This is a genomic window from Ruegeria sp. CDSA241, assembly GCF_059611265.1.
This window is the reverse complement of sequence record NZ_JBXWPF010000008.1, coordinates 129,613-149,325: the sequence shown is the minus strand read 5'-3', so window position 1 is coordinate 149,325 and position 19,713 is coordinate 129,613. Positions and strand designations below refer to the sequence as shown.

Annotated in this window: 22 protein-coding genes; 8 read left to right on the top strand and 14 right to left on the bottom strand. The window is 56.6% G+C overall.

The genetic code is table 11. The annotated features are described in order from the left end of the window. Nucleotides 1-14: 14 nt before the first annotated feature. A complete protein-coding gene (hppD, locus tag AC2FJV_RS09570; protein ID WP_281994757.1) occupies nucleotides 15-1,112 on the bottom strand; it encodes a 4-hydroxyphenylpyruvate dioxygenase in 1,098 nt (365 codons plus the stop codon). A 146-nt stretch (nucleotides 1,113-1,258) separates the two neighbouring features. On the opposite strand from hppD, the gene AC2FJV_RS09565 reads away from it, so the two are divergent. Next, nucleotides 1,259-1,714: an Lrp/AsnC family transcriptional regulator gene (locus AC2FJV_RS09565; protein WP_142634408.1), complete on the top strand. Its 456-nt coding sequence runs from the start codon at nucleotides 1,259-1,261 to the stop codon at nucleotides 1,712-1,714. 19 nt (nucleotides 1,715-1,733) lie between these two features. Beyond that, on the top strand, nucleotides 1,734-3,614 hold the full coding sequence (locus AC2FJV_RS09560; protein WP_496687615.1) for a monovalent cation:proton antiporter-2 (CPA2) family protein: 1,881 nt from the start codon (nucleotides 1,734-1,736) through the stop codon (nucleotides 3,612-3,614). 28 nt (nucleotides 3,615-3,642) lie between these two features. Here AC2FJV_RS09560 and cobT read toward each other — a convergent pair whose 3' ends face one another. Beyond that, nucleotides 3,643-4,656 (bottom strand): nicotinate-nucleotide--dimethylbenzimidazole phosphoribosyltransferase, encoded by a 1,014-nt coding sequence (gene cobT, locus AC2FJV_RS09555; protein ID WP_496713522.1) that lies wholly within the window; start codon nucleotides 4,654-4,656, stop codon nucleotides 3,643-3,645. Nucleotides 4,657-4,735: 79 nt separating this feature from the next. Here cobT and cobS point away from each other — a divergent pair, with 79 nt between their 5' ends. Then, nucleotides 4,736-5,500: an adenosylcobinamide-GDP ribazoletransferase gene (gene cobS / locus AC2FJV_RS09550; RefSeq protein WP_496713520.1), complete on the top strand. Its 765-nt coding sequence runs from the start codon at nucleotides 4,736-4,738 to the stop codon at nucleotides 5,498-5,500. 83 nt (nucleotides 5,501-5,583) lie between these two features. Here cobS and AC2FJV_RS09545 read toward each other — a convergent pair whose 3' ends face one another. The 5 genes from AC2FJV_RS09545 to AC2FJV_RS09525 all read right to left on the bottom strand — a co-directional run bounded on the left by AC2FJV_RS09545 (nucleotide 5,584) and on the right by AC2FJV_RS09525 (nucleotide 10,612). Beyond that, nucleotides 5,584-6,102, bottom strand: a complete 519-nt coding sequence (locus AC2FJV_RS09545) for a CarD family transcriptional regulator (RefSeq protein ID WP_142634416.1) — start codon at nucleotides 6,100-6,102, stop codon at nucleotides 5,584-5,586. A 282-nt stretch (nucleotides 6,103-6,384) separates the two neighbouring features. After that, entirely contained in the window at nucleotides 6,385-6,723 is a 339-nt protein-coding gene (gene fdxA, locus AC2FJV_RS09540; protein ID WP_085821728.1) for a ferredoxin FdxA, read from the bottom strand. A gap of 66 nt (nucleotides 6,724-6,789) precedes the next feature. Then, complete coding sequence (locus tag AC2FJV_RS09535) at nucleotides 6,790-7,155, bottom strand: RNA-binding S4 domain-containing protein (RefSeq protein WP_281994758.1); 366 nt, start codon at nucleotides 7,153-7,155, stop codon at nucleotides 6,790-6,792. A gap of 6 nt (nucleotides 7,156-7,161) precedes the next feature. Beyond that, entirely contained in the window at nucleotides 7,162-9,981 is a 2,820-nt protein-coding gene (locus AC2FJV_RS09530; RefSeq protein ID WP_496713518.1) for a helicase-related protein, read from the bottom strand. A 22-nt stretch (nucleotides 9,982-10,003) separates the two neighbouring features. Then, on the bottom strand, nucleotides 10,004-10,612 hold the full coding sequence (locus tag AC2FJV_RS09525) for a tetratricopeptide repeat protein (protein ID WP_142634422.1): 609 nt from the start codon (nucleotides 10,610-10,612) through the stop codon (nucleotides 10,004-10,006). Between the two features lie 30 nt (nucleotides 10,613-10,642). Here AC2FJV_RS09525 and AC2FJV_RS09520 point away from each other — a divergent pair, with 30 nt between their 5' ends. The 3 genes from AC2FJV_RS09520 to AC2FJV_RS09510 all read left to right on the top strand — a co-directional run bounded on the left by AC2FJV_RS09520 (nucleotide 10,643) and on the right by AC2FJV_RS09510 (nucleotide 13,797). Next, nucleotides 10,643-10,933 carry an SCP2 sterol-binding domain-containing protein gene (locus AC2FJV_RS09520; RefSeq protein WP_142634424.1) on the top strand — a complete coding sequence of 97 codons (291 nt, stop codon included), beginning with the start codon at nucleotides 10,643-10,645 and terminating at the stop codon, nucleotides 10,931-10,933. After that, nucleotides 10,933-11,874 (top strand): alpha/beta fold hydrolase, encoded by a 942-nt coding sequence (locus AC2FJV_RS09515; protein ID WP_496713516.1) that lies wholly within the window; start codon nucleotides 10,933-10,935, stop codon nucleotides 11,872-11,874. Before AC2FJV_RS09520 ends, AC2FJV_RS09515 begins: the two co-directional genes overlap by 1 nt. Nucleotides 11,875-11,976: 102 nt before the next feature. Then, nucleotides 11,977-13,797: a M3 family oligoendopeptidase gene (locus AC2FJV_RS09510; RefSeq protein ID WP_496713514.1), complete on the top strand. Its 1,821-nt coding sequence runs from the start codon at nucleotides 11,977-11,979 to the stop codon at nucleotides 13,795-13,797. A 53-nt stretch (nucleotides 13,798-13,850) separates the two neighbouring features. On the opposite strand, the gene AC2FJV_RS09505 is transcribed toward AC2FJV_RS09510, so the two are convergent. Continuing rightward, complete coding sequence (locus AC2FJV_RS09505) at nucleotides 13,851-14,069, bottom strand: GDCCVxC domain-containing (seleno)protein (protein WP_271946496.1); 219 nt, start codon at nucleotides 14,067-14,069, stop codon at nucleotides 13,851-13,853. A gap of 4 nt (nucleotides 14,070-14,073) precedes the next feature. Continuing rightward, the gene (locus tag AC2FJV_RS09500; protein ID WP_271946493.1) at nucleotides 14,074-14,397 is read right to left on the bottom strand and encodes a hypothetical protein; all 324 of its coding nucleotides are present in this window, start codon (nucleotides 14,395-14,397) and stop codon (nucleotides 14,074-14,076) included. Nucleotides 14,398-14,486: 89 nt separating this feature from the next. On the opposite strand from AC2FJV_RS09500, the gene AC2FJV_RS09495 reads away from it, so the two are divergent. Continuing rightward, on the top strand, nucleotides 14,487-14,876 hold the full coding sequence (locus AC2FJV_RS09495) for a MerR family transcriptional regulator (protein ID WP_271946491.1): 390 nt from the start codon (nucleotides 14,487-14,489) through the stop codon (nucleotides 14,874-14,876). A gap of 33 nt (nucleotides 14,877-14,909) precedes the next feature. Here the strand turns inward: AC2FJV_RS09495 and AC2FJV_RS09490 are convergent, their stop codons facing one another. The 4 genes from AC2FJV_RS09490 to AC2FJV_RS09475 form a co-directional block, all read right to left on the bottom strand. Beyond that, the gene (locus AC2FJV_RS09490; protein WP_271946490.1) at nucleotides 14,910-15,179 is read right to left on the bottom strand and encodes a DksA/TraR family C4-type zinc finger protein; all 270 of its coding nucleotides are present in this window, start codon (nucleotides 15,177-15,179) and stop codon (nucleotides 14,910-14,912) included. A 59-nt stretch (nucleotides 15,180-15,238) separates the two neighbouring features. After that, the gene (locus AC2FJV_RS09485; protein WP_496713547.1) at nucleotides 15,239-16,216 is read right to left on the bottom strand and encodes a Gfo/Idh/MocA family protein; all 978 of its coding nucleotides are present in this window, start codon (nucleotides 16,214-16,216) and stop codon (nucleotides 15,239-15,241) included. A gap of 130 nt (nucleotides 16,217-16,346) precedes the next feature. Beyond that, entirely contained in the window at nucleotides 16,347-17,243 is an 897-nt protein-coding gene (rpoH, locus tag AC2FJV_RS09480; protein ID WP_142634432.1) for an RNA polymerase sigma factor RpoH, read from the bottom strand. A gap of 145 nt (nucleotides 17,244-17,388) precedes the next feature. Beyond that, nucleotides 17,389-18,423, bottom strand: coding sequence for an RluA family pseudouridine synthase (locus AC2FJV_RS09475; RefSeq protein WP_496713511.1), 1,035 nt, complete (start codon nucleotides 18,421-18,423; stop codon nucleotides 17,389-17,391). On the opposite strand from AC2FJV_RS09475, the gene AC2FJV_RS09470 reads away from it, so the two are divergent. Further along, entirely contained in the window at nucleotides 18,422-18,724 is a 303-nt protein-coding gene (locus AC2FJV_RS09470) for a DUF6476 family protein (RefSeq protein WP_496687594.1), read from the top strand. The two genes, AC2FJV_RS09475 and AC2FJV_RS09470, sit on opposite strands and share 2 nt — an antisense overlap. Before the next feature lie 2 nt (nucleotides 18,725-18,726). Here AC2FJV_RS09470 and AC2FJV_RS09465 read toward each other — a convergent pair whose 3' ends face one another. Continuing rightward, nucleotides 18,727-19,689 carry a hypothetical protein gene (locus tag AC2FJV_RS09465; RefSeq protein ID WP_496710082.1) on the bottom strand — a complete coding sequence of 321 codons (963 nt, stop codon included), beginning with the start codon at nucleotides 19,687-19,689 and terminating at the stop codon, nucleotides 18,727-18,729. Between the last annotated feature and the right edge of the window lie 24 nt (nucleotides 19,690-19,713).

Genomic DNA, 19,713 nt, shown 5'->3' with positions numbered 1-19,713 from the left:
ATTACCTTCTTGCATCAAGCTGCTGAAATTTCTCCACTTTCAATCTGCTCTCGCTCAATGGATTCGAACAGCGCCTTAAAGTTACCCTCGCCAAACCCATCGTCGCCTTTGCGCTGAATGAACTCGAAGAAAATCGGTCCGATGACCGTTTTCGAGAAGATTTGCAGCAGAATCCGGGTCTCACCACCGTCCAGAACGCCCTCTCCATCAATCAGAATGCCGTGCTTCATCATCCGGTCCAACGGCTCTTCATGATCGACCACGCGGGTTTTGGACAACTCATAATAGGCTTCGTTCGGGCCGGGCATGAACTTCAGCCCCTTTTCGGCAATCGCATCGGTCGAGGCATAGATATCCTCGCTGCCCACAGCGATATGCTGGATGCCCTCGCCCTTGTATTTCTTCAGGTAGGAAACGATCTGCCCGGTTTCACCGCGATCTTCGTTGATCGGAATGCGGATACGCCCGCATGGAGACGTCAGCGCGCGACTAAAAAGACCGGTGAATTTGCCCTGAATGTCAAAAAAACGGATTTCACGGAAGTTGAACAAATCACCATAGAACTTGAACCACTTGTCCATATTGCCCTTGTAAACATTGTGGGTCAGGTGATCGAGATAATAGAACCCATCCCCCCGGGGCTTGGACTGTTCTGTCCATGTGAATTCCTGATTATAGGGCGATGTTTCGTAATATTGATCAATGAAATAGATCAACGATCCGCCAATCCCCTTGATTGCAGGCACATTCAGTGTCTTGTCTGCCGCGTCATAAGGTTCAGCCCCTTTCGCTACAGCGTGCTCATAGGCTTTCTGCGCATCCACGACGCGCCATCCCATCGCCGGAGCACAAGGGCCATGCTCGCCCACGAACCGGGCAGAATAGCTGTCGGGATCTGCATTCAGGATGTAAGTCACATCACCCTGTTGCCACAACTCAATCGCAGGCTTGTCCTTGTGGTGACCTACCAGCGCGAATCCCATCTTTGCGAACAGATCGCGCAGCTCTTGCGGCTCGGGATGTGCGAACTCGACAAACTCGAACCCATCGGTTCCGGCGGGGTTTTCATCCGATATGATTGATTTCGGGGCGTTGTGAGGGAAAGGACCCATGGCGCGTCTCCGTTAATACAGGAATTTATTTGCTGATTTCAAAATACGTCTTAATCGGCACTTTTTTCGCGCATAGTTTTCCAATAACTTAAAGGGGCGCGCGTAAATTGCGCATAAGATTGGCCAATCACGGAGTTTTTCCGCACATGCTTGATTCCACTGATACGCGCCTGCTGTCAGCGCTGCAGAAAAACGCCCACCTAACAGCACACCAACTTGGAGAGATGTTGAACCTGTCGCCCAGTCAGGCTGGTCGCCGGCGCCAACGGCTGGAGGCTGAAGGGTATATCACCAGCTATGTCGCTCGCCTCGATCCTCTAAAGTTAGGGTTGCAGGTGCAGGGTTTTGTTCAGGTTCATCTGAGTACGCACGGCCCCGAGCAATCTGAAGGCTTTGCCCGTATGGTCGAAACACGCGCCGAAATCACCAGCGCATGGACAATGACAGGTGAGGCCGATTATTTACTACATGTCTATTGCGACGATCTATCCGCGCTTAATCGCTTGCTTCATCAGGTAATCCTTCCACATCCTGCAGTGGCTCGGATACAAAGCCAAATCGTTATGGATCAGCTCAAACGCGACGCCCCCCTGCCCACCTGAGCGCATTGAAAGGACGATCATGGACAACTTCCTTTACCAGGCGACGATCTATCTGGCTGCGGCTGTGATCGCCGTGCCGCTTTCGGCGCGTCTGGGACTGGGCTCTGTACTGGGATATCTGGCCGCGGGCCTTGTCATAGGGCCGTTGTTCGGATTGGTGGGTGCGGAAACGGAAAACCTGCAGCATGTGGCTGAATTCGGCGTAGTCATGATGCTGTTCCTGATCGGACTTGAACTGGAACCGCGCGCTCTTTGGGATATGCGGGACAGGCTTTTGGGGCTTGGCGGCCTCCAGGTGCTTTTATCGACCGCAGTGATCGCCAGCGTCGCCATGTATGCAAATCATCCATGGTCCGTAGCCCTGGCAGTGGGGTTGACGCTTTCCCTGTCATCAACTGCGATTGTTTTGCAGACCCTGTCGGAAAAGGGCTTGATGAAAACGAACGGAGGACGGGCGACCTTTTCAGTACTGCTGACTCAAGACATCGCGGTCATACCAATCCTGGCACTGCTTCCACTGCTGGCTCTGCCTGCCATTCCCCAGATTGCAAATGACGGATCTATCAACCGCATATCCACGGGGCACCACGGCGCGGCGAATCATAGCTTGTCATTGGTCGAGGGGTTGCCAGGGTGGGCGGTAACGCTTGTCACCATTGCCGCGATCGGTTTCGTCATTCTCGCCGGAGTGTACCTGACCAGGCCCTTGTTCCGCTTTATTCATGCGACCCGCCTCCGCGAGATGTATACGGCGCTGGCGTTGATGATTGTGGTTGGCATTTCCTTCCTGATGACGCTGGTTGGCCTGTCACCCGCTCTGGGCGCGTTTCTTGCAGGTGTGGTGCTGGCCAGTTCCGAGTTCCGGCATGAAATGGAGAGCGACCTAGAGCCGTTCAAAGGCCTTTTCCTTGGTCTGTTTTTCATCACCGTTGGCGCGGGCATCGATGTCGCCTATTTCTTTGACGACCCCTTCGACCTGATCGGACTGGCCCTGTTGGTAATCTTGGTCAAAGGGATCATTCTGTTCCTGGTTGGCCGCGCATTTAAACTGCGCGGACGCGATCACTGGCTGTTTACACTGGGGCTGGCGCAAGCAGGTGAGTTCGGCTTTGTCCTGCTGGCGTTTTCGACCCAGCAGAATGTGATTCCAGGGGATCTGTCACAAAAACTTTTGATGATCATTGCGCTGACCATGCTGATCACGCCGCTTTTGTTCATCATTTATGATCTTCTCTCGCGCCGGATGGGGGATGGCACACCGGCACCCGAACCGGATGAGATCGACGAGAAAGGCCCGGTCATCATCGCCGGGATCGGGCGATTTGGTCAGATCGTCAATCGTCTGGTGCAGGCAAGCGGGTTCAAAACCATCGTTCTTGACCATAACATCGAAACCATCCAGCTGATGCGTCGCTTTGGCGTAAAAGGGTTCCTGGGGGATCCGACCCGTCCGGAACTGTTGCGCGCGGCCGGCCTTGAAAAAGCATCTGTTCTGGTGGCTGCGATGGATGATCGCAAGAAGGTGACGCGTCTTGTCGGCTATGCGCGCCGCCAGCGCCCAGACCTACACATCGTCGCGCGGGCACGGGATCGGACCCATGTGTACGAGCTGTATCAAGCCGGCGCGAACGACATTGTGCGCGAGACATTCGATGGCTCATTGCGGGCCGGGCGATATGTGCTCGAGAATGTGGGTCTCAGCGAATACGAGGCAGCGCAGGCCGAACAGACTTTCTACCACCATGATCGCATGTCGGTTCGTGAACTGGCAGAGCTCTGGATTCCCGGGCTGCCCACCGCCGAGAACAAAAAATACATCGAGCGTGCGCAGCAGCTGGAAAAAGACCTTGAGACCGAACTGCTGGAATTGGCGGAAGAAAACGACAAAAAATCGGCCTGACCTTCAACTGACGGTCAGGCCGCGCGGATCAACTGTCCGAGACGCCAGCTTCGGCAAAGGTCGCCATGCCGGAATGACAGGCAACAGCGCTTTTGAGGATATTGATCGCCAGCGCCCCGCCAGAGCCCTCACCCAGTCGCAGCCCCAGCTTCAGCAAAGGCTCTTTACCGAGCTTGGCCAACACAGCGCCATGCGCACCTTCCGCGCTCTGGTGCCCGGCGATCGAGTGATCCAGCGCGCTCTCTGAAAGGTCAGACAGACACGCGGCGGCCGCTGAGCAGATAAAGCCATCCAGAATAACCGGAATGTGCAGCGCGCGTGCGGCGGCAATGGCTCCGGCCATAGCGGCGATCTCGCGTCCGCCCAGACGGCGCAGAATCTCTAGCCCATCGCCCGAACCGCCATGTAGCGTAACACCTTCGGCCACCACACGGGTTTTGTTTGCTAATCCCGCATCATCGACACCTGTTCCGCGACCAGTCCAATCGCCCGCCTGACCTCCGAACAAGGCGCAAGCAATCGCCGCTGCGGGGGTTGTGTTGCCGATACCCATTTCACCAACAACAAGAAGATCGGCGTCTGGTCTGACCGCAGTCCACCCGTTGCGCAGCGCCTGCAATAGGTCGTCCTCTGACATAGCTGGACCTGATGTGAAATCCGCGGTCGGTCGTTCAAGCTCCAGCGCGTGGACATCCATCGTAGCACCAGCCGCCTTGGCCAGCTGGTTGATGGCCGCCCCGCCATGTTCAAAGTTCAACACCATCTGCACGGTCACTTCCGGCGGAAAGGCCGAAACACCCTGTGCTGTGACACCGTGGTTTCCGGCAAACACGATAACCTGCGGCGAGGTGATCTGCGGGCGGGCATCCCCGCGCCAGCCTGCATACCAGATTGCCAGGTCTTCCAACCGACCAAGCGCGCCCGGAGGTTTGGTCAGCTGCCCATTACGGTCAGTCGCCCCTTGCGCAGCGGCATCATCGGGCCCGGAGGCTTGCCGGACAGCTTCGCGGAAAGAATTCAGATTGTTAATTTCGGGCAGCATCCAAAGCCTCGTTGCATCAGAGTGGTCCTGCGTGTTTAACCGAAGCGATCAAACCGACAAGACCCTGAAAGGCGCAGGAGTGCTAAAAAACGACACCAAGCTCATTTCTGCCTGGGATATTCCGCTGGCTTTGGTCCTGTTGACGCGTTTGCCCGTGCCGCGGCTGCCTGACAGAGTGTTCTCGCGTCAGGCCAGTGCCGTTTGGGCCTTTCCATTGGCGGGGCTTGTTGTCGGCCTATTGGCCTGTGCCGTGGGATGGATGGCGACGGCCATGGGGCTGCCGTCGATAGTGTGTGCCATACTTGTCGTTCTTGTCCTGACCATCACCACCGGCGCGATGCACGAGGATGGGCTTGCAGATACCGCCGACGGGCTGTGGGGCGGTTTCACGCCTGAACGGCGGCTAGAGATCATGAAGGACAGCCACATCGGCACCTATGGCGTCCTTGCCCTGATTTCTTCGCAACTGCTGCGCGTGTCGTTGATTGCCGCGTTCCTTTCGAATGCGGGTTTTACCACCGTATTGGCCGCATGCATCGTTTCGCGGGCTATGATGCCTGTTGTTATGTCCGTCCTTCCAAATGCCCGCCAATCGGGCCTTAGCCATTCAGTGGGCGCACCCGGATCGACCGCGGTGATACTCGGCGGAGTCATGGCGCTGCTGCTCACTCTGCCAATGATCGGGTTGCAGGTGGTTTTCCCTACGCTGATTGCCGCTTTGTCTGTGGTGGCAATGGCGATGCTAACCAAGGCCAAGATCGAGGGTCAGACCGGTGATATACTGGGCGCCACTCAACAACTGGCCGAGATAGGGTTTCTTATGGCCGTAGCTACGCAGGTTTAGTGGCCCCGATTTCATCTGGTGACTGCAATATAAAAAGGCCACCTCCTTGCGGGGATGGCCCTAAAATTTTGATTTCAGCAGGTTCAGGCCGCCGCTGCCGCGCGCGAGGTCAGAACCTCATCCACCTGCCTGGCCGCAGACACTTCGCCTGCGCCGGATACTGCCGCGACTTCGCGGGTCAGACGCTCAAGCGCGGCTTCATAAAGCTGACGTTCGGAATAGCTCTGTTCGCGCTGATCATCGGTGCGGTGCAGATCGCGGACAACTTCGGCAATCGAGATCAGATCACCCGAGTTGATCTTTTGTTCATATTCCTGTGCCCGGCGGGACCACATGGCACGCTTGACCTTGGCCTTGCCCTTCAGTGTCTTCATGGCCTGGCTGATGACATCTGGCGAGCTGAGCGAGCGCAAACCGGACTCGGTCGCCTTGTTGGTCGGCACGCGCAGGGTCATTTTGTCTTTCTCAAAGGAAATGACGAACAGCTCGAGCGAGTATCCCGCAACTTCCTGTTCTTCAATCGAAATGATCTGACCGACACCATGGGCCGGGTAAACAACATAGTCGTTGGGGCGAAACTCAAGCTTCTTCGACTTAGACATACAGGTTCTTCCTTGGTTACGAGAGCGCGGGACAGACAACAAAACGACCCACCCCGTGCCAGTACGGCCCGGTCAGGTTGCTGTGTTTTCAACTAATCAGAACTCCAAAGCGAGCATACTTACGGAGTCATCCCCATCTCAATCAACGTTCAATTTCCGAGTATATCACAAAATTGAGACACTCGAAAGGCTGCCCCTTTCCACTTGAAAGAAAGGTGTTAAGAAACAGATAGATAAGGCGCCATCCCACTGCTGAACTGACAAGTTCAGAGCGCGAATCGCTTAGCCGCCTTCGCCGGGGGCCTCAGAGAAGTATTTCTCCATCTTACCCTCTTCGCCATCACGCTCTTCTGCATCAGGCAGCGGGTCTTTCTTGGTCACGATCACCGGCCACTGCTCGGAGAACTTGCGATTAAACTCGACCCATTGATCCATGCCCGGCTCAGTATCCGGACGGATCGCATCAGCGGGACATTCAGGTTCACATACTCCGCAATCGATGCATTCATCGGGATGGATGACCAGTGTATTCTCACCTTCATAGAAACAATCCACCGGACACACTTCGACACAGTCGGTGTATTTGCAGGCGATGCAGTTTTCAGTGACAACATAGGTCATGGTGAATTTCCCGTTTGCGGTTTGGGCGTCTAGCTAAATCAGTATGGCGTCAGCTTCAAGATATGTTCAGCTATCTTGATTGCGAGAAAGATCAAGTAGACGCCGATCCTTCTTGGTGGGACGACCTTTTCCCTCAAACCCTGGATTTCGCGGCTGCGTGTCCTGCTTTTCGGTCAAATCGGTATATAATGTCTGCGCCTCGGTTGCCGGTCCGCGCCGATCACCCAGTTTTTCAATACGCACAACGCGCACAACGCGCGCCTGAGGGAAGGTCAGAACATCACCGGGGGCCACAGGCTGCGCCGGTTTCAGGATCCGGTTTCCGTTGACGCGGACATGGCCGCCACTGACCTGTTTGGCGGACAGGCTGCGGGTCTTGAAGAACCGAGCCTGCCACAGCCATTTATCGATCCGAAGCCGGGCCTCGGTCATCAGGCGTTAATTGCCTTCCTTCAAACCCATAAGCGCGGCCGCGAACGGGTTATCGGGATCAATGGGCTTTTCTTTCCTGGGCGGACGAGACGAGAAGGTCTTGGCACCCTGCGGCTTGCCACCTTTCTTGCCCTGCGGCTTGCCCCGGCCATCCTGAGGCTTACCGCGCGGCTTACCTTTGCCCTGCCCCTGCCGCTGTTCACGGCGTGGGCCTTGGTTGGCCTGACGCTGACGGCCCCAGGTGAAAGTATAGAAAACCTCAACCTCGGGTTCATCTGTTGCTGCTGTCGGCACGGTGGCCTCGGCTGCTGCCTCGGTGCTTTCGGTGGCCTCGGCTGACGCCTCGGTGGGTGCGGCGACCTCTTCGGGGGTTCCCTCTGGTGCGGGTACTTCCTCGGAGGAAGCTGCTTCCGTGGCCTCTGCGGCAGGTAGCTCTGCCGGTGCGGGCTTAACCTTTTCACGCTCGGCGCGTTCGGCCTTGTAGCCCAGCCCCTGCATCAGGTCAGCGAATTGTTCCAGCGTCATACCGGTGATCGACAGCATGTCAGGCTTGGCCTCGAACCCACCACGGCTGTCTTCAGCGCGCAGCATGTCGGCCAGACGTTCCAGCATGTCGATCCGGATCGAGCGTTCGCCCGCATCGCGATAACCACACATAGTGTCATAACCGTCAGGTGCGCCTTTGGCGATGGGCACAGTAACAAGACCCGGAGGCGGCGCGTCGGGAAATTCCTGCAGGCCATTTGCCAATGCCCACAGAACAAGACGCAGACGCGTTGGGGCCGGTTTCAGCAGCAGCGGCATGAAAATGGTGAACTGACCAAAGCGGATACCGTGTTTGCGCAGCGCGCCACGGGCGTCCTGATCCAGATCCTTGACGTCTTGCGCGACACCTGCGCGCGGCAATACGCCTAGCGCCTCAACCATGCGGAAGGCAAAACCCCTGGCCAGCCCATTGAGTTCTTCATCGCGCGACAGGTTCAGCAGCGGCTCGAACAGTGCGGCCACTTTGCGGTCGATGAAATGCTGCAGGCGACGCTGAACTTTCTGTTCAACATCGGGGCCCGCGGCCTCGTCCACAAAAACCTCGACCAGCGGCTTGAGAGGCTCTGCCCCGGCAACCAGCTTGCCAACGGCATATTCACCCCACATCAGGCCACCCTGATCGGTAAAATCAATTTCGGTATCGGGTGCATTATAGAAGCGATCGGCACGCAGATGGAATTGCGGCGCGAGGGCTTGCAAGGACGCCGATTTCAAGGCTTTCGCCTCGGCTCCTTGCGCGCTTTTGTCCGGACTGAACCGGAACCCTTCCAGACGACCGACGAATTCACCTTCGACGGTCACTTCACCCTTGTCATTTACTTCGGCCAAAAGGGCCTCCTTCTGTTTGAGCCGGCGCAACAAAACGGATGTGCGCCGGTCCACAAATCTCTGAGTCAAACGGTCATGCAGAGCGTCTGACAGCCTGTCTTCTACAATGCGCGTCTCATCACGCCAATGGGATTCGTCACGTACCCAACCATTTCGTTGCGCAACGTAAGTCCAGGTGCGAATATATGCCAACCTTTTTGACAGTGCATCTATATCGCCATCCGTTCGGTCGATCCGGCGGATTTGCCGCGCCATAAAGTCATCCGGGATCGAACCACCTTCATGCAGGTGGCCAAAAATCACTTCGATCTGGCTGGCATGTTCGGCATGGCTGATGCCGCGAAAATCGGGGATTCGGCAAACATCCCACAACAAACGAACGGATTGCGGATCACTGGCACGGGCCGCAATTTCGGCAACTTGCGACAAGGATTTAAGCACATTCAGATCATCTGCCGGACGGGCTTTGATCAGGTGTTCGCTATCCGGGCTAATCTCGAGCGTGTGGATCAGAGCGTCAATCGAACCAAACTGCAAGGCGGCATTCCGCCAATTCAGTTTTTTCATCGGCGCAAAGCGGCTGTCCATAATGGCCTGCGCGACACCATCGTCCAGAGGCGGCGCCTCGCCGGTCACGCCGAAGGTTCCATCGGACATTCCGCGCCCTGCGCGGCCAGCAATTTGGGCAAGCTCATTCGGGGCCAGGGGCCGCATCCGCCGGCCATCGAATTTGGTCAGGGACGAGAACGCAACATGGTTCACATCCAGGTTCAACCCCATCCCGATGGCATCGGTGGCAACCAAATAGTCGACCTCACCATTCTGATAGAGCTCAACCTGCGCATTCCGTGTACGCGGACTGAGCGCCCCCATGACCACAGCCGCCCCACCCTTTTGACGGCGTAGCAGCTCGGCGATGGCATAGACGTTGTCGACCGAAAACCCGACGATGGCGCTGCGCGGTGGCATGCGGCTGATTTTCTTGGAGCCGGCATAGACCAGTTGCGACATCCGCTCCCGCCGGACGAATTGTGCTTCGGGCACAAGTGCCGCGATGGGACCGCGCATGGTATCGGATCCCAGAAACAGGGTTTCATTGGTGCCGCGCGCGCGCAGCAACCTGTCGGTGAAGACGTGGCCGCGTTCCGGGTCGGCGCAGAGTTGGATTTCGTCGATAGCCACAAAATCGGCACCCATGCCTTCGGGCATCGCCTCGACCGTACAGACCCAATATTTCGCACGTGGCGGTACGATACGTTCTTCCCCGGTGATCAGCGCCACCACCGACGGTCCGCGAATGGCGACGATTTTGTCGTATACCTCGCGCGCAAGCAGGCGCAGCGGCAGGCCGATCACCCCCGTGCGGTACCCCAGCATACGTTCGATTGCGTAATGGGTTTTGCCTGTATTGGTTGGGCCAAGTACGGCCACGATTCGGGATGACCCGCTCACCTTTGCCCCCTGCCCCCGGTTCTCAGAGGGCCGAGCCCTCGACCTGGGCTTTCAGTCGATTCACTGCATTGGTTACTTCTTCGTAATGGGGATGTATAGCCAAGGCATGGGAATAGGCCGCAAATGCCTTTTCGGGCTGACCCAGAATCTCAAATATCAATCCAAGCCCGTAGATGGCCTCATAGTTGTTCGGGTTCAGCGTCAGAGCATGTTCCAGATCTGCGGCAGCCATCCCGAACCTTTCGATCCCAAAAAACGCAGAGGCCCGCGCGTGCCAGCCTTCGGCGAAATCAGGCGCGTGGTCTGTCAGGGCCGTCAAATGCTCGATCGCGGCATAGGTGTCACCATCATCCAGTGCTTCGCGCCCACGCTCCAGCAGCAGGTCGGCGGAGGCCGAACCCGATTGCGACCAGAGCGCCCGTAACTGGCGGTCGATTCCAGTCGCTTGGTCCGGTGTGGCCTGTGCAAGGTTCTGCAACAACTCGGCCTCGTCGCGGGAATCCTCCTGCTGCGCAAGGCAAGTGGAGGAAAACATGACTAGGACAAAAAGTGCCGCAACGGTACCTTTGAGATTGTTGATTGCATTGCTCATAACAAGTGTCAGTGTAGCGTTGCGACCGAGGATGTCCATTCACGGCGTACTAACAAAATGAGGAAGATCATGAGCGATTCATTGGAAAAAGCCGCAGCAGTGCTGAATGAGAAACTGTCGGGCGGCGATTTCGACGCATCGGCTAAATTTGCCATCGCGGATTTGGGCGCGATCGTAGTTGATGCAAGCGGCGCGCGCATCAGCGATGAAGAAACGGACGTGACTTTGAACGCTGATGCGGACACGTTCGAGCAAATTCTCAATGGTGATCTGGACCCGACAAGCGCCTTCATGGCCGGAAAACTGAGCATCGACGGCGACATGGGCGCGGCAATGAAACTCGCCTCGGCCCTGGCCTGATGGAATATGCGTCGGCCCCTTTGTTCGAAGACGTGGCTGGCGGCCCCGCTGGCGGTGTTGCACATTGGTTGAACACCGCCGACGGTACCCGAATTCGCGTGGCGCATTGGCGCCCCGAAGGTACAGCGAACGGGACTGTCATGCTGTTTCCCGGTCGCACTGAATACATCGAAAAATACGGTAATGCGGCGAGTGAATTCGTCAAGCGTGGCTTTGCCGTGTTGGTGATCGACTGGCGGGGTCAGGGATTGGCAGACCGGTTGCTTGACGATCCGCGGGTTGGCCATGTCGATAAATTCACTGACTATCAGCAAGACGTAGATGTGTCGCAAGAGCTGGCCACAAAGCTTGATCTGCCCAGGCCCCGGCATGTTATTGGCCACTCTATGGGCGGTGCCATTGGATTGCGGGCAGTTTTGGAAAACGATTGTTTTTCTACCTGTGTTTTTACCGGTCCGATGTGGGGGATTTTCTTTACGCCCCTTATGAAACCCATCAGCCGGTTGACCGCAAATTGGGCCCCACGACTGGGGTTTGGCGAAAAGACGCCCCCGACCACATCACTGGACAGCTATGTTCTGACACAGCCTTTCGAAGGCAATAGCCTGACGCGCGATCCTGCCATGTACAAAATGATGCAGGATCATCTGGCCAAGTATCCTGAACTGTCTCTTGGTGCACCGTCGACGATCTGGCTGCGCGAGGCATTAGATGAATGCGACTGGTTGATGGTGCAGACTGCCCCAGCCATCCCATGCCTGACATATCTTGGCTCCCACGAGCAGATTGTGGACCGCAAGGCCATCCGCGCACGCATGGCAAACTGGCCCAACAGCACGTTGATCGAAATTCCAGACGGTGAACACGAAGTCCTGATGGAACCGCCAGAGGTGCGCGACCCAGCATTTGACCAAATCGCCGCGCATTTCAAAGCTGCATAGACGGATCACCCCCTGGAACCGGCGCTTTCCCTTTGACTGTCCGCTTGTGATCCTCGCCGGTCGCGCCTAGATGTTTGCCAAAGCAGATTTTCGAGGTGATCCATGCGCGACCTTCCTTTTCCACTACGTGACGCAAACGCAGTCGGCGGGGCCGATAATCTTGGCAACCTGCCGGAATGGGATCTGACGGATCTCTATGCTTCGGAAGACGCGGCCGAGCTTGCGCGTGACCTGGACTGGTTGGAAACCGAATGCGCCGCCTTTGCCGCAGATTACGAAGGCAATTTGGCGGATCTTGATGCCCTGGGCTTGCTGACCTGCGTGTTGCGGAACGAAAAGATCAACTCGATCGCCGGGCGCATCATGTCCTTTGCCGGGCTGCGCTATTATCAGCTGACGACCGACGCCGAGCGAGCCAAGTTCCTCTCGGACATGCAGGAAAAGATCACTGTCTTTACCACGCCGCTGGTGTTCTTCACGCTGGAAATCAATCGCCTCGACGACGACGCGCTAAAAGCGCATTTCGACGCCAACACCGATTTGGCCCGTTACGAGCCCGTATTCCGCCGCATCCGCGCGATGAAACCCTATCAGCTATCTGACGAGCTTGAAAAATTCCTGCACGATCTGGGTGTTGTTGGCGATGCCTGGGAACGCCTTTTCGACGAGACCATCGCAGGCTTGACCTTTGATGTTGACGGAGAAGAGTTGAACATCGAAGGCACACTCAACCTGCTGACCGAGCAGGACCGCAGCAAACGCGAAGCGGCTTCTCGCGAATTGGCCCGCGTGTTTCAGGACAACGTCAAGACCTTCGCGCGCGTTCACAACACGCAGGCCAAGGAAAAGGAAATCGTCGACCGCTGGCGCAATATGCCGACCGCGCAAACTGGTCGTCACCTGTCGAATGACGTCGAGCCCGAAGTCGTCGAGGCCCTGCGCGAGGCGGTCGTGGCCGCCTACCCCAAGCTGAGCCACCGCTATTACGAGCTGAAACGCAAATGGCTAGGTCTGGATGTGATGCAGGTCTGGGACCGCAACGCGCCCCTGCCGATGGAAGACACGCAGATTGTCGGCTGGGATGACGCCGAGAAAACCGTGATGGATGCCTATGAGGCCTTTGATCCCCGTATGGGTGAAATCGCCGCGCCGTTCTTCTCGAAGGGTTGGATTGATGCGGCGGTGAAGCCGGGCAAGGCGCCAGGCGCATTTGCGCATCCCACTGTTACCGACGTGCATCCTTACGTGATGCTGAACTATCTGGGCAAGCCGCGCGACGTGATGACCCTAGCGCATGAGCTGGGCCACGGCGTCCATCAGGTGCTGGCCGCCGATCAGGGCGAGATGCTGTCATCCACCCCGCTGACGCTTGCCGAAACCGCTTCGGTTTTTGGTGAAATGCTGACCTTCCGCAAAATGCTGGACAAGGCCGAAACCCCTGAGCAGCGCAAGATTCTGCTGGCTGGCAAGGTCGAGGACATGATCAACACGGTCGTGCGCCAAATCGCCTTCTATGACTTCGAATGCAAATTGCACGCCGCACGCCGCGAGGGCGAGTTGACCCCGGACGACATCAACGCCCTGTGGATGAGCGTTCAGGCCGAAAGCCTCGGCCCCGCATTTGAATTCATGGAAGGGTATGAGACGTTCTGGGCCTATATCCCACATTTCGTGCACTCGCCCTTCTACGTCTACGCCTATGCCTTTGGCGACGGCCTCGTGAACGCGCTCTATTCCGTCTACGAAAGCGGCGCCGACGGGTTCGAGGACAAGTATTTCGACATGCTGCGCGCCGGTGGATCAAAACACCACAAAGAGCTGCTGGCCCCGTTCGGTCTGGACGCCAGCGATCCCAAGTTCTGGGACAAAGGCCTGTCGATGATCTCGGGCTTTATTGATGAATTGGAAGCGATGGAGGGCTGAAGTCGCCTGAAGCGGAGACGGTGATGTCTGCTTTGCGGACAAAGCGGACTTTGTCATCCGCAACAACTATCGCCATTCTGGATCGGGGGGCAAGGCACCGTGGCATAGGAGCAGTAGACACAACAGTCCCCTTCCAATGGCTTCAAGACCGCTGCGCAAGACTTGCATTCATAGAACCACTGGCAAGCATCCGTCGGCATTATTTCGCTTTCGCTGTGACCGCATTTCGGGCACGTCAGGGTGCTTTCAAGCACTACAGTTTGCTCTGTCATTGTTTCACATCTGCATTATCAGGTAATCGTTGATACGGGCCTCGTTATAGACGACGACCCAAGCTGACGCGGTGATTGCGGTAGTCCCCGAAAGCCACCATTTCAACTTTGTTAGGGAACCGCGCTGATAAGATACAAGCCACGATATAGCGACAAGCGCCGTCGATATCGCCAATACGTAGTAGCTTGCCGCCGCGATCTTTCCGAAAATGGCTAGCCAACTGCCCCCCAGTCCCAGCAACATCATTGTCATGGGCAATACACAGCAAGTCGCGACGCCAAGTGCTGTCAGTGATCCCAGATAACTAACGCTAAGGTACTTCTGCATCTCATTCCCTTGATTAGTTGGAGTTGTCAAAGTGACTGCTTCTCGTATAACTTCTGTAGTCGCTACAGGATCAAGACGGGAAAACTCACATGTTTGCGATTGGGGAAGCATCCCGGCAAAGCGGTGTCGGCATTGAAACGATCCGCTACTATGAACGCGAAGGGATCGTGCCCAAACCAGAACGAGCACCTAATAACCGGCGGATGTACTCCGCGCACGATGTTGGAAGGCTTCGTTTCCTGAAAAAATGCCGTAATTTGGGCTTTCCACTAGCCGATACAAAGACGCTTCTAAGCCTGTCCGAAGGCGACGGAGAAGATTGCCGATCCGTAAAAGAACTGGCTGAGCTTCATATCTTCAATGTGCGTGAAAAGATAAACGAGCTGAAGCGATTGGAAGCAGCGCTGAACGAACTCACAGCCAACTGCGACAGCGGGAATGTCTCTTGCCCCATGCTCTCAAAACTGCGTACCGACTAGTGAAACTTTGGGCTCAAAGCAAACATAATAAACTCACCTCAACTGACTGTCCTTCGACCCGCGCCGGTTGATACCGCCGCGCATTTTGTGCGCCCCGTCACGTTCTTGCTGGCACTCGAGGCACAGTTTCACGCCCGGCAGTGCTGTGCGGCGGTTTTCTGGGATTGGTTCTTCGCATTCGGCACAATGGGTCAGGCTTTCGCCTACGGGCCGTTTCTGGGCCTGCATTCGGGCCAACTCATCCGAAATGGATGCCTCGATCTGTTCGCTTACTGCGCCGTCGCGCGCCCAGCCACCTGCCATCGGGATGCCTCCTGTTAAGGTGTTAGCCGATTTTGCGGCGATTCAAGAAGCGTGGCAAGTCATGGCAGCGCCACTGCATTCTCCAGCACACGGTCAATCACTTCCTGCGTGCCGCGTGAAAACTCAAGCGGGCACGGATATTCGGCACCCTCACGGACCGACCGACAAAAAGCTTCGACCTGCAGCTTATAGTGATCGTCCGCGGGGAAACGTGTGACCTGTATTTCCAGGCCGGGGCGGTGCAATTCGACACGCGCCTCTCCGAACACACGCGGATTGAACGGCGCAGTCAGCCGGATCATGCCGCGGTCGCCATGAAACACCATCTCTTGATGCGGATGCATTCGGATCGAGACATAGCTGGAATAGGTGAAATCCGGGAACTGAGCGCGAATCTCGGTAAAAGCGTCGACCCCATCCTCCCACCGGATGGCGGATTCGACCTGAACCGGCTCCTGCCCGGTGACAAAGCGCGCGCTGCCAATCACATAGACGCCAATATCACGCAGCCCACCTCCGCCGGTCTCAGCCCGGTTGCGAATGTTTGCCGTATCCGCCCGGCTGTCAAAGCTGAACGCACCCGTCACATGGGCCAAATTCCCGATCGCCTTGTCGGCGATCAGCTTGCGTACAAACTTCCATTGAGGGTGTTGGACGATCATATATGCCTCGGCCGCCAACAATCCGGTCTCATCCCGTTTGTTGATCAATGGGGCAAATTCGGACACGGTCATAGCCATCGGCTTTTCACACAGCACATGTTTACCGGCGTCCAGTGCCTTAAGGCTCCATTCGACATGCAAATGGTTGGGCAGCGGGATGTAAACGGCCTCAATCTGTGGGTCGTTCAGCAACGCATCATAACTGTCATAAACCGTCAAATCCGGGCAAAAGGCCTGAAACGGTTCGGCTTTGGCGGGATCGGACGTCGCAAGGCCTGCCAGACGCGCGCCCTCAGCTGCGTGGATTGAAGGGGCCATATATTGCCGCGCGAATTTCGCCGCTCCCAATACGCCCCAATTCACCGGATTCTGCATCATGGACACCCCCTATGGCTTTGATCCGGTCTGTTGTAATCGCCCTCAGTCCGAGTGTCATTAGCGCTAACACAAATAGAAAACCCGGCGCGACCAATGTCGCACCGGGCCCGTTCAAATAACGAAGAGGTCAGGCTGTGGCCAGCATCCCTTTTTCGCGGGCAAGCTCACGCATCTTCTTCTGAAGTTTCTCAAAAGCGCGGACTTCAATCTGGCGAATGCGTTCGCGACTGACATTATACTGCGTACTCAGCTCTTCCAGTGTGACGGCCTGATCCATCAGGCGGCGTTGGGTCAGAATGTCTTTTTCCCGGTCATTCAAAACTTCAAGAGCAGCCGCCAACAGCTCGCGGCGGGCGTCAAGCTCATCGCGGGCCTCATAATCGCCCGCCTGATCGGCATCCTCGTCCTCAAGCCAGTCCTGCCATTGCATGGTGCCTTCGCCCTCGGACCCGACGGTCGCATTCAGAGAGGCGTCGCCACCGGACATCCGGCGGTTCATGCTGATCACTTCTGCTTCGGTCACACCAAGGTCATTTGCGATCCGGGCCACGTTTTCCGGACGTAGGTCGCCCTCTTCAAGCGCACCGATGCGTGCCTTTGCTTTGCGCAAGTTGAAAAACAGCTTTTTCTGCGCCGAGGTTGTACCCAGTTTGACCAAAGACCATGACCGCAGAATGTATTCCTGAATCGAGGCGCGAATCCACCACATGGCATAGGTCGCCAGCCGGAATCCTTTTTCCGGGTCAAACCGTTTCACGGCCTGCATAAGACCGACATTGGCCTCGGAGATCACTTCGGCCTGTGGCAGCCCATAACCGCGATAACCCATAGCGATCTTGGCCGCCAACCGTAGGTGGGAAGTCACCATTTTATGTGCAGCTTCAGTATCTTGCTTCTCAACCCAGCTTTTGGCCAGCATGTATTCTTCTTCTGGCTCCAGCAGGGGAAACTTCCGAATTTCCTGCATATAGCGGTTCAGCCCGCCTTCCGGCGTCGGCGCGGGGAGATTTGCGTAATTGGCCATGTTTCTTGTCCCTCCGACAAATGTTTAAGTCGTTAACATGGATATGGGAGGTCGTCCCGATCCGTTCAAGAGGTACCGTTAACAGTTTGAAATTAACGTTTGATAAAGGAAACCTAAGAAAACGTTATTCACGTAACTTTGCTTATTATGTCAGCGGTGTGCGCAGCTGTTCAATCAGATTTTCCATATCATCCGGCAACACAGCCTCGAAGCGAAGGTTTTCACCCGATATCGGGTGCTCAAAACCCAAAACCGCAGCATGAAGCGCCTGACGAGGAAAGTCTCGTACGGCCTCTGCGGCAGCCGCGCTAAAGGCTTTGGCTGCGAGTTTCCGCTTGCCCCCATAAACCGGATCACCGACCAGACCATGACCGGCATGGGTCATGTGAACCCGAATCTGATGCGTGCGGCCTGTTTCCAGCCAGCATTCGATCAGAGCCAGCCCTTGCGGGGGCCCAAACGTTTCGACCAGACGGGCGCGCGTGACAGCGTGGCGCCCACCGTGAAACAGCACAGCCTGTCGTTGCCGGTCTGTCTTGTGACGGGCCAGCTGAGTGGTGATCCGCATGATATTTCCGGGCTCAAAGCTGACACCTTTGACGCCGCGCAACCGGGGATCATTGGCATCCGGGACACCGTAACAGATGGCGCGATAATAGCGTTCTACACTATGCGCCTCGAACTGCGCGGCAAGCCCGTGATGGGCCGCGTCGGATTTGGCCACCACCAGCAACCCGCTGGTTTCCTTGTCGATACGATGCACGATGCCGGGGCGCTTTACGCCGCCTACGCCAGACAGGTCATCACCGCAGTGATGCAGCAACGCATTGACCAATGTCCCGTTCGGAGAGCCGGGCGCAGGATGCACGACCATACCCGCAGGTTTATTGACCACGATCAGGTCGGTATCCTCGAATACGACCTCCAGCGGGATGTCTTCCGGGCCGATATGGCTGTCTTCGGCCTCGGCCACAGTGATCGCCACCACTGCGCCTTCGACCACCTTGGCCTTGGGGTCGCGGGCGGCGGTTCCGTTGATCATCACGGCCCCCTCTTCGATTAACTTCCCCAATCGGGTCCGCGACAGGCTTTCCCCCGCTGGCACATCCCGGGAAAGCGCCTTATCAAGGCGGGGCGGCGGATCGGCCGCGATTTGAAACTCAATCTGGCGAGTGCCCATGACTGTCCCTTCCGAACCCCAAGAACCGCAGGAAACGCCGCAGCTTCGCCTGCTGCGGAGAATGGTCATGCTGCTGACCGCGGTGATGATTGGCGGGGTTCTAGTGACATTCGCACTGATTGTCATCCGGCTATCGGACCGGACCCCTACCCTGCCCGATCAGGTTGAGTTGCCCGTTGGCGCAAAAGCGCAGGCGGTCACCATTGGAAACAACTGGTTTGCAGTTGTGACTGATGACAATCGCATCCTGATCTTTGACAAAACCACTGGCCGGCAGCGCCAGGAAATTACCGTCGAATAAGGTCAACCCTCTAGCGCCATGCGAAACACGATCTCGGATGCCTGGCGCAGCGCCTGATATTCCGCGGCTGTGTCCCGGCGAAACGACTGATCATGCATGCTCAACCTGACAGGGGCAAAAAGCTGCGTCCGGTCGGGAAAGAACTCTTGATGAAAACTCACATCTTCATTTGCCACAAACGCGTCCAGCCAGGCGCGTTCATCCGGTTCAAGCACATCATTCTTACGCATCATCACGGGATCATCGACAGCCCGACGTCGCAACTGGCGACTTTTCTTGCGTCCCATGGCCCTTGTGACCACACCAAACGCCTCACACGCGGCCCTTGAATGCGAAGGATTGGACGATGTTTCGGTCTTGCTGCCCAAGGGCAGTTGGACGCCGATGCGATCCAGAAAATCATCGACAATGTTGCCATTGGCCATTTCAGAGCGCTCATACAGCATAGGCACCAACGAGACGCCCGGAAAAGCTGACCTTATCCGAGCCGCAGCACTGGCAAAGCTGAAACGCTCAGGATGCGCACGTATCTCGTCCAGCTGGGTACGAATATATTCAGAACCGCCCCCGGCAAGCCTGCCGTTCTTTGCCCTTTGTTTGTAGTCGGCTTCGAAAAAGTCAGAATATCTACGGCAGTAGAAAGCAATCCTCATCTCACGCGCGGGGATCTCAGCGAAAATCTCGGCCAGTTTGTGCAGATCGACTGAATACAACATCTCAGACGATACCAAGCATGCCTTATCCTCATGCTCAGCATATTCCCTTGCCATCGCTTCGCGCAGGGCGGTGACCGGCTGTTCGGTTTGGTTCATGTGGAAGGCAATCAGGTTATGACTGCTGGCCAGACGCCCCTGCCCCTCGGTTCGCCTGCGGCCCGTTTCCATATAGTGTAATCCGGCCCCAGCCATCACTTGACCGTTTTTGCGAACAAACCCCTGTAACGCAGTCGACCCAGTCTTGGGCATTCCTATGTGTAGCCAGAGCATGAA